Origin of the sequence: Actinoplanes sp. NPDC023936, from assembly GCF_040639325.1 — a bacterium.
Lineage (GTDB): Bacteria > Actinomycetota > Actinomycetes > Mycobacteriales > Micromonosporaceae > Actinoplanes.
Genome location: NZ_JBEZZR010000002.1, coordinates 172,186 through 187,926, shown reverse-complemented (window position 1 = coordinate 187,926; position 15,741 = coordinate 172,186). Strand labels below are relative to the sequence as shown.

Here is a 15,741-nt window from a genome sequence, read left to right as displayed (position 1 = left end):
GCGACTCAGACTGCTGTCACGCTGATCAGGGCGCCGGCCAGCAGCGCCGGGCCGAACGGGAGCGCATGCTCGCCGCCGGCCCGGCGGGTGATCAGCAGCCAGGCCGCGATCCCGCCGTTGATCAGGTGAGCGGCCGCGAAGCCGGCGGCCACGGCTGTCCAGCCGCCGAAGCCCAGGAGGAACCCGAGGGCCGCGCCCAGCTTCACGTCGCCGAGGCCGAGTCCCCGGCCGGGCAGCAGAGCCAGGAGCAGGTAGATCGCGCCGACCAGCGCTCCTGCGGCAAGCGCCGCCGGAAGCCGGGCCGGCACGACGAGACCCGCACCGGCGACGATCGCGAAGAGCGCCACCAGCGGATCGGGGAGGCGCAGGCAGCTCAGGTCGATCGCGGCCAGCAGCACGCCGAGGACCGTCGCGACGAGCAGGAGCGGGAGTCGCGGCGCCGGGCCGGACGTGACGGCCAGCAAACCGGCGGCCATCGCGCACGCGGGGACCGTACCCAATAATGCCGGACCCACGAATGCCGGACCCGCCGATCGGCTGCCGGCGGCGAACCGCCTGCCGCAGGCGGCGCAGGCGGCGCAGGCGGCGCAGGCGGCGCAGGCGGCGCAGGCGGCGCAGGCGGCGCAGGCGGCGCAGGCGGCGCAGGCCGAACCGGCCCGGAACCAGCCGCGGAAGCCGGCGGCGAACCGCCTGCCGCACGCGACGCAGGCCGCGCGCGGCGGAACGCCTGCGGGGACCGACAGCCGGTACGCGACGCGGGGCACGAAGGCCGCCGAGGCGCCGCCGAAGAGGATCGCCATGATCACTAATGGTGATGACACGACTGGGGACGGTAATGTCTGGTCCGCCCCGACGGGGATCGGCTTGCCGACAACGTCCGCGATTCCGGCAAGGTCCCGATACGTGCCGCACGCTACCGTGGCAGGCAGCGCAATCCGCTTTCTGGAGGAACCCCGATGTCGCAGAACGGGCCGTTCCCAGGTCAGCCGTGGCCGGGCCAGAACGACAGCCAGAAGAACGACGGCCAGAAGAACGACGAGCCCTATGCGGAACCGTCCGACCCCTGGAGTGACCACGAGCAGCCCTGGGGCCCGGCCCCCGCGCCACCGCTTCCCGCGCAGCCGGCCTACGCGCCACAGTGGAACCAGCGGCCGGCCCGGCGCGGCTTCCCGATGGGCGCCGTGGTCGCGCTGGTCTGTCTGCTGGTCGGTGCCGGTGTGGGTGTCGGCGCCTGGTTCCTGGTGGGACGAGAGGAAGCGCCGCCACCGGTCGCCGCCGAGCCGACCACACCGGGTGGCACCGGTCCGCGGCCACAGACCAGCGAGGACGCCCGGTTCGCGACGAAAGGCCAGTGCGTCCGCAACGACGGCAGCAACCTGGAGCCGAAACTGCGCGTGGTGGCGTGTGCCGCGAACACCTATGAGGTGCTGAAACGCATCGACGGGCGGACGACCGGCGACAAGGACGCGATGGGCAAGTGCGCCAAGGTCGAGGGGTACACCAAGTGGTACTACTACGACACCGAGTACGACGACGTCGACGTGGTTCTCTGTCTCCGCGAGTATGGCAAGGTCTAGCGTTTTTGCTAGATCACCTTAGATGCCTATCGAGAGTGGTTTCTCGCGGACTCTAGCTTTCTCGCTAGACAGCCCGATACTGTGCTACGCCATGGATCCCGTGCGGAACCCGTACGCTCCGGGCGCCGGCCAGCGCCCACCCGAGCTCGCCGGCCGCGACCGTGAGCTGGACGTCTTCGACGTCGTCCTGGAGCGGGTGGCCCGCGGCCGTCCGGAGCGCAGCCTGGTCCTGACCGGCCTGCGCGGCGTCGGCAAGACGGTCCTGCTCAACACGCTGCGCTCGGCGGCGATCGGCCGGCTCTGGGGCACCGGCAAGATCGAGGCCCGGCCGGACCAGTCGCTGCGCCGCCCGGTCTCCGGCGCGCTGCACATGGCGATCCGCGAGCTGGCGCCGCACCACCGTGATCCGGACCGGGTCGACGAGGTGCTCGGCGTGCTCAAGGCGTTCGCGCTGCGGGCCAACGACGGCAACGCCAAGCTGCGGGACCGCTGGGCGCCCGGCATCGACGTGCCGCCGGCCCGCGGCCGCGCCGACTCCGGCGACATCGAGATCGACCTGGTCGAGCTCTTCACCGACGCGGCCTCGCTCGCCACCGACGTCGGCACCGGCATCGCCCTGTTCATCGACGAGATGCAGGACCTGAGCGCCACCGACGTGTCGGCGCTCTGCGCGGCCTGCCACGAGCTGTCCCAGCTCGGCGCGCCGCTGATCGTGGTGGGCGCCGGCCTGCCCCACCTGCCGGCCGTGCTCTCGGCCGCCAAGTCCTACTCGGAGCGGCTGTTCCGGTACGCGCGCATCGACCGGCTGGACCGCGACGCCGCGGACCTGGCACTCGGCGTGCCGGCCGAGCGGGAGGGCGTGGAGTACGAGCAGGAGGCCCTCGACCTGCTCTACGAGAAGTCCGGGGGTTATCCGTACTTCGTGCAGGCGTACGGGAAGGCCACCTGGGACCACGCGCCGCAGACCCCGATCACCGCTGACGACGTGCAGGTGGCGGCGCCGGAGGCGGAGGGCGAGCTGGCGGTCGGCTTCTTCGGTTCCCGGTTCGAGCGGGCCACCCCGGCCGAGCGGGAGTACATGCGGGCCATGGCGGCGCTCTCCAGCGATCCCGGCAACGACATGGACGCGGCAGTCCCGACGTCGGACATCGCCACGTCGCTCGGCCGCAAGCCGGCCAGCCTCTCACCGGCCCGGGATGCGCTGATCAAAAAGGGACTCATCTACTCGGGTGAACGTGGCACGGTGGCGTTCACCGTCCCGCACTTCGGTCGCTACCTCAGAACGCAGCCGGTATGACTCGGTCGCTGCGGGTATAACGAAGTTCATGAAGCCCGTACGCACCGCTGCCCGAGCAATGCTCGCCTCGATCTTCGTGATCAGCGGGGTCCGCGTGCTTCTCCAGCCCGGTGAGGATCGGGTCGCGGCGGCCCGGCGTTTCACCCCGCTGCTGGAGAAGGCGGATCCGCGCCTGCCCACCGACCCCGCGACGCTGGTCCGGGCGAAGGCCGCGACCGATGTGGTGGCCGGCCTCGCCCTCGCGACCGGTCATCTCACCCGCCCGGCCGCCGCTGTGCTCGCCGCCGGTCTGCTGCCGACCACGTTCGCCGGTCACCCGTTCTGGACCGCGCCGAAGGAGGAGCGGGCCAACCAGCAGAACCACTTCCTCAAGAACCTGGGTCTGCTCGGCGGCCTGTTGCTCGCGGCCGCGGACACCGAGGGCAAGCCGGGCCTGCGCTATCGCACGTCGCACGCCGTCGATCGCGGCCAGCGCTCGATGAGCCACGCGGTCGGGCGGTCGCAGCGTGAGGTCCGGCGCGCCGTGCGCACCGCGAAGCGGGAGGCACGCATCGCCGCGCTCTCCGCGACCGCCGCGCGCAAGCTGCCCGGCTGATCCCCTGCCCTGATCCCGCTGCCCGTTGTACACGTCCACTCGTCCGGCTGAACGTCACACGTAGTGTGCGCGCAAGGCCGGACGAGTTTGTCCGGATAACAACCTATAAGCGGCCTTTGCGTTAAAGCCGTCGAGGGGCCGCACGGTCGGTCTGCGCACTCTGAGCTCACTTCCGCCCGGCTACACACTGCCGCCCGCACTTCTGCAGATTTTGCCTGCTCACAGGCGCGGAAGAGGCGGGCGACAGCTGTGCCGTGCCCGGAGGACGAGACGGGGGTCGCCACCATGCCGGCAATCGAGATGGCGGAACGCTGCGCTGCGCGCAGGAGGTCCGCGCGGCTTGCGCTGGGCGGTCTGGCGACGCTTCTGCTGCTCACCCTCTGCTTTCAGATGTACGGGCTGAGCACCCTCGAAGTCCAGCTGGCGGCGATCCGCTCCTGGATCATCGGGGACGGGCTCTACGCGTACCGGCAAAGTGGCACCCAAGCCGGCGCCGCGCTCTCCCCGGCCCTGGCCCTCCTGGTCGCGCCCCTCGCCGTCGTCCCGCTGCCGGTCGCCGGCTGGCTGCTCGCGCTCGCCGGCCTCGGGGCGCTGCTCGTCTCGCTGATGGTGCTGACCGGTCCGATCGCTCGCCGGTTCGGCCGGGCACGCACCCCGCTGGTCCTGACACTCGCCGCCCTCGCCCTGCTCACCGGCCCGGTACGCGCCACGATCGGGCTTGGCCGCGTCGACCTGCTGCTGTTCGCCCTGGTCATGGCGGACCTGGTGGCCCTGCGCCGAGCCGCCTGGGCGCGCAGCCGCTGGCGGGCCGGCCGCCCGGTCCGGGGGTTCTGGTGGCCGGGCCACGCCTGGGGCAACGGATCCCCGGACTCGCTCGCCGGACGAGCCCGGCGGATCTGGCGCACCGGCTCCTGGGCCGGCGCCGGCATCGGACTGGCCACCGCGCTGGCCGCCGGACCGGTCCTGCTCATCGTCTACCTGCTCGTGTCCCGGCAGCGGCGAGCCGCGCTCACCGCCCTCGCCACCGCCGCCGTGGTCACCCTCTGCGCTGCCGTCTCGGCCCCGGGCGAGACATTGACCTGGTACGGGACCACGCTCTGGGAACTCGACCGATCAGCCCCGATCAGCGATCCCGGCAACCAGTCACTGGCCGGCGCGCTGGCTCGGCTCTACGGTTTCGCCGCGCCGCCGGTGCTGGTCTGGGCCTCGTTCGGCGTGCTGCTGCTGGCCGTCGGCCTGATCCGGGCCCGCTCGGCACACGGCGACGGCGACGAGACGGCCGCGTTCACCCTGGTCGGTCTCGCCGGCGCGGCGGCCGGGCCGGTCACCGCACCGGGCGAGGCGATCTGGCTGCTCCCGGCCGTCCTGATCCTCGCCGATCAGGTGCTGCGCCGGCGGTGGGGCGGGCGGCTGCCCCGGTCCCGCTTCACCGGCGCCGGCTTCGCCGTGCTGGCCGTGATCGGGAGTGCGCTGCTCGTGGCGGACCCGTTCGGCGCGGTCACCTGGAACGGGTACGCCCTGATGCTGATCCTGCTGGTCAACGCCCTGCCGTGGCGTCACGACCACCGGCCCGCGCTGCCGAGCGGCCCGGTCAGCCGGCTGGCCGCCATCCCCGTCCCCCGAGGTGCCCGCCGAACAACGTGTTGAGCCCGGGGCCCGCGAACCCGAACTCCCCACGCAGGCCCGAACTCGACCCCGCGTGTGGAGTTGAGGCGCGCACCGCACCCGAACTCAACACGCGGCGCTGGAACCGGGCGTGCGTGTGGAATTGGGGCGCGCTCCGCACCCGAACTCAACACGCGGCGCTGGAACCGGGCGTGCGTGTGGAATTGGGGCACGCTCCGCACCCGAACTCAACACGCGACGCTGGAACCGGGCGTGCGTGTGGAATTGGGGCACGCTCCGCACCCGAACTCAACACACGACGCTGGAGCCGGGCGTGCGTGTGGAATTGGGGCACGCTCCGCACCCGAACTCAACACGCGGGGCGGGAGCCGGGCGTGCGTGTGGAATTTGGGCGCGCTCCGCACCTGAAGTCAACACGCGGGCGGGAGCCGGGCGTGCGCGCCATCGCCGGGGCCGGCGGCGGGGCGCGCCGGGGCATGGACGTCAGTGCCGGACGAGGCGGGAGTCCGCTATGCGCGTACTTTGAATGGTTTTAGGGGCAGTTGACCCATTCTTCGGCGCCGTCCTGGAAGACCTGGCGCTTCCAGATCGGCAGGCGGGCCTTGGCCTCGTCGACCAGGCGGGCGCAGGCCTCGAACGCCGCCGCGCGGTGCGCGGTGCTGACCGACGCGACGAGGGCGACGTCGCCGATCTGGAGGGTGCCGATCCGGTGCGAGACCGCGACGGCGAAGACGGCCGGGTCCGCGGCGATCTCCTCGGCCACCTCGCGCAGGATCTTCGCGGCGGTGGGGTGGCCCTCGTATTCCAGCAGGGTCACTCCGCGGCCGTGGTCGTGGTCGCGCACCACGCCCTGGAAGGAGACCACCGCGCCGGCGCGCGGGTCGGCCACCGCTGCCTCGTGTGCGGCCAGGTCCAGCGGCTCGTCGACGACCTCGGCGTGGGTCACCACGCCAACCGTGTCAGTCACTCAGCGCTCCCCGGGAGTTAGCGGAAGGGGCAGGAAGGGCACGACGTCACCGGGAGCGGCCTTGGTGCCGGGCCGGACCACGGCGAAACCGTGCGAGTTGGCCAGGCCGCGCAGCATCGCCGAGCCGACGTGGCCGACCGGTGTCGCGATGCGGCCGGTCTGATCGAGCGCCGCGAGCGCCAGGTGCGTGAAGTCGCCCCGGCCGGGCACCGCAGCGCCCGCCTCGACCGACGGCAGCGGTGGCAGCGCGCGGCCCCGCAGGCCGGCCAGCAGCGGCGCGACGAGCGTGACCAGGGCGATCACCGCGGACTGCGGGTTGCCGGGGAGGCCGGCGATGAATTTCGGCCGGCCGTCGGCGCCTGTCACCCGGGCCAGCAGCATCGGGAAGCCGGGGCGGACCGCGACCGTGTTCACCACGTACTCCGCGCCGAGCTCGGCCAGCGCGGGATGCAGGTGGTCGACCGGGCCGTGCATGGTGCCGCCGGTCGTGCAGACCAGGTCGGCCTCCGCGAGGCCGGCGCGAATCGCGTCGAGGTGGGCGGCGAGGGTGTCCTTGACCGGGCCGGTGACGCCGGTCGTCGTCGCGCCGTAACGCCGCAGCCAGCCGGGCACCTGCGGACCGAGCGAGTCGCGGACCCGGCCGGCGCCGGGCGTGCCCGCGGTCAGCAGCTCGTCACCGAAGATCAGCAGCGCGGCACGCGGCTCGGCCCAGACCGTCAGCTCCGAGTAACCGCAAGTCGCGGCAACCCCGATCACCGCGGGGTCGACAGGCGTACCGGCCGGCAGCAGCTCCTCGCCGAGGTGTGCCTCCTCGCCCGGCAGACGCCAGTCGGGAATCGCCCGCGGCTCGCCGCTGACCAGACCCTCGTCGCTCGTCGCGGAGTCCTCGACGCGGATCAGCGCTGTCGCTCCGGCAGGGACCATCGCCCCGGTGGCGATCTCCACGCACGCGCCGTCGGCGCTCAGCGGCTGCGGGGTGCCACCCGCCAGCACCCGGCCCTCCGGACGCCACGGCCCGGCGCCCCGGACCGCCCAGCCGTCGATGCTCGACGTGGGGAACGCCGGCAGGTCGGTGAGGGCGCGCAGCGGCTCCGCAAGGGTCCGGCCGTCGGCGTCGGCGAGCGCAACCGTCTCCGCGCGGCCGGCCACGGCGGCACCCGCCGCATAGGCCAGGGCACGTGCCTGTTCCCAATCCACGGGGGTCGTCTCGGTCACCCGCAGAGCCTATCCGTCAATGGTCTCCGCCGCGGATCTGGTCGACGGTGTGCTTCAGGATCGGGCCGAGCACGGCCAGCCCGTCCTTCGCCCCGCCGGTCGATCCGGGCAGGTTGACGATCAGAGTCCGGCCCGCCACGCCGGCCAGGCCACGGGAGAGAGCCGCCGCCGGCACCCGGTCCCGGCTGTACGCGCGGATCGCCTCGGCGATCCCCGGGATCTCGAAGTCGAGCAGCCCGCGGGTCGCTTCCGGGGTGCGGTCGGTGGGGGTCACACCGGTGCCACCGCTGGTCAGCACCACGTCGATGCCGTCACGGACCGCGTCGCGCAGAGCGTCCGCCACCGGGTCGCCGTCCGGCACCACGACCGGATCGCGGACCTCGCAGCCCAGCTCGCGGAGACCGGCGACCAGGCGCGGGCCGCTGGTGTCCGCGTAGACGCCGGCCGACGCCCGGTTCGAGGCGACGATCACGCGGGCTCTCACGGGCGCTCCCACAGACCGGTCTTCCCGCCCTCTTTGCGCAGCACCCGCACGTCGTCGAGGCTGGCGGCCGGGTCCACCGCCTTGATCATGTCGATCATCGCGAGGCCCGCGGTGGCGACAGCGGTGAGCGCCTCCATCTCGACGCCGGTCCGGTCCGCGGTCTTGGTGGTCACCAGAATCTCCACTGTGGTGTCAGTGGGTGTCAGCTCCACGGTGACACCATGCAGCCCGATCGGGTGACACAGCGGGATCAGATCCGGGGTCCGCTTGGCGCCCATGATGCCGGCGAGGCGGGCCACGGCGAGCGCGTCACCCTTCGGCAGACCGTCCCGCCGCAGCAGGTCGATCACCTCGGCGGTGGTGCGGACCCGGCCGGCGGCGACGGCTCGGCGGGCGCTGACGTCCTTGGCCGAGACGTCGACCATCCGCGCCGCACCGGCCTCGTCGACGTGGGTGAGCTGGAATTCCTGGGGCATACCGGGAGCTTATAGAGCGTCGGCGGCTGTGACGTTCGCATCACCGCTGTATTGGCTTCACACTTTGTCCACACCGGGAGGTCATGCTTCCGGCACTGGTCAGGCAGTCCCGGCACCGGACGAAAATGAAATTCGGAATGTGATTCCCATTGCATGGAGTTGCCATTCCGGAACTGTCGGTGACGACGCCTCGTTCTATTCTCGCATTCTGCGCATACTGACACGATCCACTTGAAACCGACATGCCCGAGTCCCTAAGTTCTCTCGTGTCGCGACAGACAAGTGCCAAATCCCCGTCACCGGGACACGTTTCCGGCGACGCCCGCCCAAAATGAGGAGAAAGCCATGCGCGGCAGCAACGACTGGAGCTGAGGGACAGGGTGCGCGAAAAGGCGTGCAGAAATAGCCTGGGAGCCTGGAGCGACGAGAAACTCACGCTCGGCTACGAGGCGACATGACTGAGACCAGCACCAACGACGACGTGACCGATCGGCAGCTCCGGCTGCTCATCGGTCTCGTCGTCGTTGTGGCGTCGATCGCGACGGCCGGCTGGGCGCTCTACCTTCTGCACCACCCCCAGCCGGTCCCGCCGCTCTGGGCGCCGGCCCTGCTCAGCATCGCGGTGGTGGCGGCCAACCGGCTCAAGGTCTCGGTCCGCATCCGGTCCAGCCTGGACGGCACGACGTGGGGTGAGGTGCCGGTCCTGGTCGGCCTGATCCTGTTCCCGGCGCCGTGGGTGGTCTTCTGCTCGATCGCCGGGGTCGCCGTCCTGAAGATGGCCGCCCGCCAGGGCCGCCGGAAAACGATCTTCGCGGCCGCCAAGGAGGCGCTCACCGCCACCGCGGCCGGCCTGGTCTTCCTCGCCTGTGGAGTGACGCCGAGCCTGCTCCACCCGTCCTTCGCGCCGCTCGCCATCGTGCTCGCGCTCGCCGCGTTCACCCTGGTCGACAACGTGGTCTTCGTGCCGGTGATGGCGGTTAACACCCGGACCAGCCTCAAACGGGCAGCGCTCACCAACAGCAAACGCAAGATCCTCGGTTTCCTCGGTCAGCTCGCCGCCACCCTTCTCGTGGCCGGGCTGCTCGCCGCCGAGGCGAACATGCTGCTCCTGCTGGTCGTCCCGCTCGTTGTGGCTTGCATGCACCTCTGGCAGTCCCGCAGCGTCCGCACCCGCGAGGAACGGGAGTCGTGGCAGCGCCTGGCGAAAGCCACCGACGAGCTGAACGCGGTCGACCTCACCCAGGTCCTGCATGCGGCGACGATCCGCGCGGCACAGATCTTCTCGGCGGCCGAGGCCACCATCGACGTGACCGCCGGAGGCGCCGGCCGGACCGTCCGCGCCACCGATTCCGGCGTGCTCACCGACGGCCCACTGGTTCCCGCCCCGCCGCACCGGGACGAGGAACGGGTCGACCTGGTCGCCCACGACGGCGGCGTCCGGGTCGGCATCCTGCGCCTCGGCTTCGGCGGCGCGGTGCGGCTCACCGAGGTCGAGCAGTACAAACTGCGCACCTTCGCCTCGGCCGTCTGCACCGCGATCCGCAACGCCCAGGCGTACGCGGAACTCGCCCGCATCGCCGCCGAGAACGAGCACGCCGCCACCCACGACCCGCTCACCGGGCTGGCCAACCGCCGCCGGCTGTACGAGCACGCCGGCGGCCTCTATCAGAGCACCGCCCAGGCCGGGCTCTTCGCGCTGCTGCTGATCGACCTGAACCACTTCAAGGAGGTCAACGACACGCTCGGGCACGCCGCCGGCGACGACGTCCTGCGCGAGGTGGCCGGCCGGCTCAGCTCGGCGGCCGTGCCGGGTGACCTGGTGGCCCGGCTCGGCGGCGACGAGTTCGCGGTGCTGATGAGCGGGCTGCCGACGCCGGCGCTTGCCACCCACCGCGCCACCACGATGCTCAGCGCACTCGACGCGAGCATCGAGGTGGAAGGCATGCAGATCACCGTGGATGCGGCCGGCGGCATCGCCCTCGCGGCCGGCACCGGCGGCGTGGAAGAGTTGATGCGCCGCGCCGACATCGCGATGTACCAGGCGAAACGCACCGGCGAGCCGACCGCGATCTACGTGCACGCCCGGGACACCGCCGACCTGGAACGGCTCATGCTCACCGGCGACCTGCGCCGGGCGGTGGCCGAGCACGAGTTCACCGTCGAGTTCCAGCCGATCGTCGACCTGGGCACCGGCGAGGTCATCTCCGCGGAGGCCCTGGCCCGCTGGCGGCACCCGGCACAGGGCAGTCTCACCCCGGTCCAGTTCTTGGAGACGGTGGAACGCTCCGGCCAGCTGCCCGCGTTCGCCGACGCCGTGCTGGAACAGTCGCTGATCGCCCTGCAGAGCTGGCGGGAAGCCGGGTTCGACCTGCCGGTGGCGGTCAACGTGTCGCCGCGCAGCCTTCTCGACCCGAAATTCCCGAGCACCGTGCTGGCCCGGCTGACCCGGCACGAGACACCGCCGGACCAGCTCACCCTGGAACTCACCGAGACCCTCACGATCAGCCAGCTCGACGTGGTCGAACGCGCCCTGGCCGAACTGCGCGACGCCGGCGTCCGGCTCGCGATCGACGACTTCGGCACCGGGATCTCCTCGCTCTCCGTGCTGTCCCGCATCCCGGTGCACCAGTTGAAGATCGACAGCGCGTTCGTGGCGTCGGTGGAGACCTCCGCCGAGGCCGCCGCGGTCATCCGGACCACCGTCGACCTGGCACGGAACCTGCGCCTCACGGTCGTGGCCGAAGGGGTGGAGAGCGAGCCGCAGCGCCGGGCGCTATGGGAGCTGGGCTGCCTCGCCGGACAGGGTCATCTCTTCGCCCGGCCGTACTCGGCGGCGCGGTTCCTCGCCGCGCTGCAACGAGGGTCCGGTGGGCGGCCCGGTGTGCTGGCGGCGGCGCTGCATGACGCCGGCGCCGTGGTGCGGATGCCGGTGCGCCGCGGTGCGAGATCGTCTCTGCCACACTTGCCCGCGTGACTGAGCTGCTCAGACGTGTCGATCGGGCTGCCGGGGGGCTTGCTGCCGACCTTGGGCTTTATGTGTTGGCGGCGGTATTCGCGGGGGTTACCGCTTTTACGTCGACGTTGGTGCCGCATCGTGCTTGGGGTGCGGTTGCGGCTTGGGGGTATGGGGCTGCGGCGCTGGCGGTGCTGGTCCTGTGGGTGGTGCGTCGTCGCTGGGGCGATCTTGGCGCATCGCGCGGGGATCTTGGAGCATCGCGCGGGGATCTTGGAGCATCGCGCGGGGATCTTGGAGCATCGGGTAGCGATCTTGGAAAGCCGCGTGGCGATCTTGGAGCGGTTGTCGGGGATCTTGGAACCTCGGCTCGGGCTCTGATCGCCTGGATCACCTGGGTGGCCGTCGCCCTCCTGCCGCTGATCATCCAGGCCGCGCAGCGGGCCGCCGGGCGCACCGACCGCGCCCAGGAAGAGGTCGTCGTCGTCGAGCACATGGGTGATTCCCTGCTGCACACCGGCACGCCCTACCTGAGCCGCTCCGAGATCGCCGCCGTCCCGCTGGACGAGCGGCTGCTCGGCTACCGCCCATACCAGCCGGGCATGTCCATTTTCGGTCTCCCGCGAGCGATGGCCGACGACCACTGGTGGACCGACGCCCGGATCTGGTTCGCGATCACGACGGTGCTCGCTCTCGCTGCGGCCGTCACCCTTCTGCGTTCTTCCCCCGCCCGGGTACGGGCCGTCCAGGCCGCCACGCTCCTCCCGGTGACGGCGCTGACCCTGGCGACCGGAGGCGACGACATTCCGGTCCTCGCCCTCTGCCTGCTCGCCCTGACGCTCGCCGCCACCGGCCGATACGGCTGGTCCGGCGCCGCCGTGGGAGCAGCCGCCGCCTGCAAGCTGTTCGCCCTGCCGGTCGTCGCCGTGCTCGCCGTCCTCGCCATCCGGAACGGCCAGTGGCGCCGCTTCCTGCCACCGGCGATCGGCCTGCCGCTGCTCGCCCTGCTCCCGCCGCTGCTGGTGAACCCGGACGCTCTGATCGAGAACGTGCTGCGCTTCCCGCTCGGCCACGGCCTGGTCACCAGCCCGGCGCAGTCGCCGTTCCCCGGCTACCTGATCTCGCAGTCGCTGCCGGGTGGACGGTACGTCGCGGCCGGCCTCCTGGTCGCCGCCGCCGCGGTGATCGGTCTGCTTCTTCTCCGCCGGTCGCCGCGCTCGGCCGGCACGGCAGCCCTCTTCTGCGGGTGGGGTCTGCTCGCCGCGATCCTGCTGATGCCGACGACCCGTTTCGGGTACCTGCTCTATCCCGCTGCTCTGCTGCTCTGGGCCCCGGCGCTCGGGTTCGCCACGGCAGGCATCGCGTCCGCTGTCTCGCCGGCCGATGCGTCCCGGACTCAGGAAGGACACAGCTACAACGGCCCCACGGCATGACACGGCCTTGTACCGTCAATGAAATGATGACCTGTCCCAAGTGTCATGGCGAGATGCGGGTCTACGAGCGCAGCGGCGTGACGATCGACCAGTGCACCGAGTGCCGCGGGATCTTCCTGGACCGCGGCGAGTTGGAGAAGCTCTTCGCCGCCGAGCAGTCGTACAACGCCCGGCCGGGCGTTCCGGGGCAAGTTCCGCCCCCTCCGGCTCACGCGCCCGCTCCGCACCAGACCCACCAGCCCGGTTACCCGCCGCCTCCGCCGCCCCCGCCGGGCTACGGCGCCCCGGCCGGCTACCCGCCGCCTGCTCCCGCCTACGGCCGGCCGGCTGCCTACGGTCATCACGGCCACTACCGGCAGCAGCAGCACCACGGGCACTACCGGCGCCGGAGTTTCCTCCACAACCTGTTCGACTGAGGTTCGCCGTTCCGGGGCCGATCCAGCCGCGACTCGATCCGAGTGTCGCGGCGGGGTCGGCCCTGTGCCGTTCCACGCGTCCAACCCACTGCGGCCACCATCCCATCGCGGCCGCCGTTCGCCGTTCGCCTCGTCCGCCGCTTGGGATGAATGCGTTTTGTTCTGCGCCCGATGAGCCGACCGCCCACCCCCCCGGAGCGATCACGCCCTGTCATCCCGGCGAACCCCTATCGCCACCGATCGCCGATATCGGAATTTGATGACGTGCCTTTGATCACTCACGGTGACCACCAAACGGAGTTGATTCGTCACTTAAGAGCGAACTATTTCGATAAGCCTCTCTTTTCGTGTGCGTTACGAAGTCGCTAGGAATACGCACCGTCGCTGATCTTGGGTATTGTCACGTCGCCCCCCTGTCGCGGCGAGCGGAGGAACAACCGTGACTGAAACCCTGCGATCCGACCTCGAAGACGTCTACGGCCGATACGAAGAACTACGCTCCGGAGTGGACGAGTTACAGCGCAGCATCGCCACGATGCAGGTGAGCGCCGAGTCCGCGGACGGCGCCGTGCGAGCCACTGTGGATGCCGACGGCCGCCTCGTCGACCTGATGCTCCACCCGACGGCCTGCCGGGAGTGGGACGTCAACACCCTCGCCCGGGTGATCGTGGAAACCGTGCAGAACGCGTCCGCCGGCAAGTACGAGCAGATCCAGCACCTGGTGACTCATCACCAGTCGGCGGAAAGCGGCGCCTGACACCCGTGCCGTGCACGCCGGACGGGGGCCGCGGCCGGATGCCGCGACCCGGTGTGCACGCCGCGAACACCCAGCCGCCCGAGGTCGCCCACCCGTGCGATCAGTGCCGTGAGACCTACAGCCGTGCCGACCTCAGATGGCCATGTCGACGAAGCGCGACAGGTGCAGCTGCGCCGCCACGGTGACCGTGTCGGTCGGGCCGTTACGGTGCTTGGCCACGATGAAGTCCGCCTCACCGGCGCGCGGCGACTCCTTGTCGTAGTAGTCGTCGCGGTGCAGCAGGATCACCACGTCGGCGTCCTGCTCGATCGAGCCCGATTCGCGCAGGTCAGAGAGCTGCGGCCGCTTGTCGGTGCGCTGCTCGGGACCACGGTTCAGCTGGCTGACCGCGATCACCGGGCACTCGATCTCCTTGGCCAGCAGTTTCAGGCCACGGGACAGCTCCGAGACCTCCTGCTGCCGGCTCTCGGTCTTTTTCGGCGAGCTCATCAGCTGGAGATAGTCGATCACCAGCAGGCGCAGGTTGTGGCGCTGCTTGAGTCGCCGCGCCTTCGCCCGGATCTCCATGAGGTTCATGTTGGGCGTGTCGTCCACGAAGATCGGGGCCTGGCTGATCTCGCCCATCCGGCGGGCCAGTTTCGTCCAGTCGTCGTCGGAGAGCTGCCCCGACCGCAGGGTGTGCAGCGGCACCCGCGCCTCCGCGGAGAGCAGCCGCATCACCATCTCGATCTTGCTCATTTCCAGCGAGAAGATGGCACTGGCGTGGCCGGACTGAATCGCCGCGTTCCGGGCGAAGTCCATGCTGACCGTCGACTTACCGAGACCGGGGCGGCCGGCCACGATGATCAGCTGGCCGGCGTGCAGACCGTTCAGCAGGCGGTCGAGGTCCTGGAAACCGGTGGGGACACCGGTCATCACACCGCCGGACGCGCCGACCGCCTCGATCTCGTCGAGCGTGGGCTGCAGCATGTCGCCGAGGGCCGCGAAGTCCTCGCTGACCCGTTTCTCGGTCACGTCGTAGATCGCCTGCTGAGCCAGGTCCACGATGTCGTCGACGTCCCGGCCGCCGTTGCCGCCGGTGCCGTAGCCCAGCTGCACGATCTTCGTCCCGGCCTCGACCAGGCGGCGCAGGATCGCCCGCTCCGAGACGATGCGCGCGTAGTAAGAGGCGTTGGCTGCGGTCGGCACGCTCTCGATCAGCGTGTGCAGGTAGGGCACGCCGCCGATCCGCTGCAGGTCGCCGGAGTCGGCCAGGGCTGCCGCCACGGTCAGCGCGTCGGCCGGCTCGCCTCGCCCGTACAGATCGAGGATGACGTCGTAGATCGTCGCGTGCACCGGGCGGTAGAAGTCACTGACCTTGAGGATCTCGACCACATCGGCGATCGCGTCCTTGGAGAGCAGCATGCCGCCGAGCACACCCTGCTCGGCCGCGACGTCCTGCGGCGGCGCCTTGTCGAAGCCACCGCCTGATCCACCCCCGGACCCACTCTTGAAATTCGAGCCGCCGTTGCCGCCGGGCTGCGACGGCGGTCGAGACTCCGGCCTTGCGTCATCGGTGATCGACACCCGGAGACTCCTTCCGCTGGCCATGCCCGCTGCCACGATCGAACAGCCTGGGTACGACACTTTCGGTTGAACCTCGGGACGAGTTCAGAAGAACTCTCCGATCAATTTCGGCGGCCGAGGCTGGACCACTGTACGAATCCAGGCACCACCTGCCCAACTACGCCCGGTGGACGAGCCTCGGGACAACCTGTGGACATCTGCCTTCTGCCTGTGCACAGCATGTGGACAACTCCTGGGGACACAGCGCTTACCCCGTACCCGAGCTGGGGTTTTGTCGTCCCCACCTGTGGAAGGCAGAAAAGCTCAGGATCAGGGGAAACAGTGTGCCGGTGAGCAAGCCGTCGCGCTGAGGCGTTGCGGTTCCGTCCTGAGCACGTCA

General features: G+C 70.9%; 14 protein-coding genes. 8 read left to right on the top strand and 6 right to left on the bottom strand.

What is annotated here, in order from left to right; genetic code table 11:
* Positions 1-5: 5 nt before the first annotated feature.
* Complete coding sequence (locus AB0F72_RS03150) at positions 6-821, bottom strand: prepilin peptidase (RefSeq protein WP_360424257.1); 816 nt, start codon at positions 819-821, stop codon at positions 6-8.
* Positions 822-956: 135 nt separating this feature from the next.
* Between AB0F72_RS03150 and AB0F72_RS03145 the strand changes: the two genes are divergently transcribed.
* From AB0F72_RS03145 to AB0F72_RS03130, 4 genes are all read left to right on the top strand, one after another.
* Positions 957-1,577 (top strand): hypothetical protein, encoded by a 621-nt coding sequence (locus tag AB0F72_RS03145; RefSeq protein ID WP_360424254.1) that lies wholly within the window; start codon positions 957-959, stop codon positions 1,575-1,577.
* 91 nt (positions 1,578-1,668) lie between these two features.
* Positions 1,669-2,874, top strand: coding sequence for an ATP-binding protein (locus tag AB0F72_RS03140; protein WP_360424251.1), 1,206 nt, complete (start codon positions 1,669-1,671; stop codon positions 2,872-2,874).
* Positions 2,875-2,902: 28 nt separating this feature from the next.
* Positions 2,903-3,469: a DoxX family protein gene (locus tag AB0F72_RS03135; protein WP_360424248.1), complete on the top strand. Its 567-nt coding sequence runs from the start codon at positions 2,903-2,905 to the stop codon at positions 3,467-3,469.
* Between the two features lie 285 nt (positions 3,470-3,754).
* Positions 3,755-5,116 (top strand): glycosyltransferase family 87 protein, encoded by a 1,362-nt coding sequence (locus AB0F72_RS03130; RefSeq protein ID WP_360424245.1) that lies wholly within the window; start codon positions 3,755-3,757, stop codon positions 5,114-5,116.
* 511 nt (positions 5,117-5,627) lie between these two features.
* Here the strand turns inward: AB0F72_RS03130 and AB0F72_RS03125 are convergent.
* Genes AB0F72_RS03125 through moaC form a run of 4 tightly spaced genes read right to left on the bottom strand, consistent with a single transcriptional unit; the run spans position 5,628 to position 8,237 of the window.
* A complete protein-coding gene (locus AB0F72_RS03125) occupies positions 5,628-6,062 on the bottom strand; it encodes a molybdenum cofactor biosynthesis protein MoaE (RefSeq protein WP_360424242.1) in 435 nt (144 codons plus the stop codon).
* Positions 6,063-7,277 carry a molybdopterin molybdotransferase MoeA gene (locus tag AB0F72_RS03120; RefSeq protein ID WP_360424239.1) on the bottom strand — a complete coding sequence of 405 codons (1,215 nt, stop codon included), beginning with the start codon at positions 7,275-7,277 and terminating at the stop codon, positions 6,063-6,065.
* A 16-nt stretch (positions 7,278-7,293) separates the two neighbouring features.
* Positions 7,294-7,761, bottom strand: a complete 468-nt coding sequence (locus AB0F72_RS03115) for a MogA/MoaB family molybdenum cofactor biosynthesis protein (protein WP_360424236.1) — start codon at positions 7,759-7,761, stop codon at positions 7,294-7,296.
* Positions 7,758-8,237, bottom strand: a complete 480-nt coding sequence (gene moaC / locus AB0F72_RS03110) for a cyclic pyranopterin monophosphate synthase MoaC (RefSeq protein ID WP_360424233.1) — start codon at positions 8,235-8,237, stop codon at positions 7,758-7,760. The genes AB0F72_RS03115 and moaC overlap by 4 nt, the downstream gene beginning before the upstream one ends.
* A 454-nt stretch (positions 8,238-8,691) precedes the next feature.
* On the opposite strand from moaC, the gene AB0F72_RS03105 reads away from it, so the two are divergent.
* From AB0F72_RS03105 to AB0F72_RS03090, 4 genes are all read left to right on the top strand, one after another.
* The gene (locus AB0F72_RS03105) at positions 8,692-11,211 is read left to right on the top strand and encodes an EAL domain-containing protein (protein WP_360424230.1); all 2,520 of its coding nucleotides are present in this window, start codon (positions 8,692-8,694) and stop codon (positions 11,209-11,211) included.
* Positions 11,208-12,623 (top strand): glycosyltransferase 87 family protein, encoded by a 1,416-nt coding sequence (locus AB0F72_RS03100; protein ID WP_360424226.1) that lies wholly within the window; start codon positions 11,208-11,210, stop codon positions 12,621-12,623. The genes AB0F72_RS03105 and AB0F72_RS03100 overlap by 4 nt, the downstream gene beginning before the upstream one ends.
* A gap of 23 nt (positions 12,624-12,646) precedes the next feature.
* Positions 12,647-13,039 (top strand): zf-TFIIB domain-containing protein, encoded by a 393-nt coding sequence (locus tag AB0F72_RS03095; protein ID WP_360424223.1) that lies wholly within the window; start codon positions 12,647-12,649, stop codon positions 13,037-13,039.
* Between the two features lie 439 nt (positions 13,040-13,478).
* Positions 13,479-13,796, top strand: coding sequence for a YbaB/EbfC family nucleoid-associated protein (locus AB0F72_RS03090; protein ID WP_360424220.1), 318 nt, complete (start codon positions 13,479-13,481; stop codon positions 13,794-13,796).
* Between the two features lie 132 nt (positions 13,797-13,928).
* Here AB0F72_RS03090 and dnaB read toward each other — a convergent pair whose 3' ends face one another.
* Positions 13,929-15,362, bottom strand: a complete 1,434-nt coding sequence (gene dnaB / locus AB0F72_RS03085) for a replicative DNA helicase (RefSeq protein WP_360424217.1) — start codon at positions 15,360-15,362, stop codon at positions 13,929-13,931.
* Positions 15,363-15,741 lie beyond the last annotated feature (379 nt).

Excerpts from the sequence above, each read along its gene's own strand:
- AB0F72_RS03145 (WP_360424254.1), top strand. The coding sequence starts at position 957 with ATGTCGCAGAACGGGCCGTTCCCAGGTCAGCCGTGGCCGGGCCAGAAC.
- AB0F72_RS03140 (WP_360424251.1), top strand. The coding sequence starts at position 1,669 with ATGGATCCCGTGCGGAACCCGTACGCTCCGGGCGCCGGCCAGCGCCCA.
- AB0F72_RS03135 (WP_360424248.1), top strand. The coding sequence starts at position 2,903 with ATGAAGCCCGTACGCACCGCTGCCCGAGCAATGCTCGCCTCGATCTTC.
- AB0F72_RS03130 (WP_360424245.1), top strand. The coding sequence starts at position 3,755 with ATGCCGGCAATCGAGATGGCGGAACGCTGCGCTGCGCGCAGGAGGTCC.
- moaC (WP_360424233.1), bottom strand. The coding sequence starts at position 8,237 with ATGCCCCAGGAATTCCAGCTCACCCACGTCGACGAGGCCGGTGCGGCG.
- AB0F72_RS03105 (WP_360424230.1), top strand. The coding sequence starts at position 8,692 with ATGACTGAGACCAGCACCAACGACGACGTGACCGATCGGCAGCTCCGG.
- AB0F72_RS03095 (WP_360424223.1), top strand. The coding sequence starts at position 12,647 with ATGATGACCTGTCCCAAGTGTCATGGCGAGATGCGGGTCTACGAGCGC.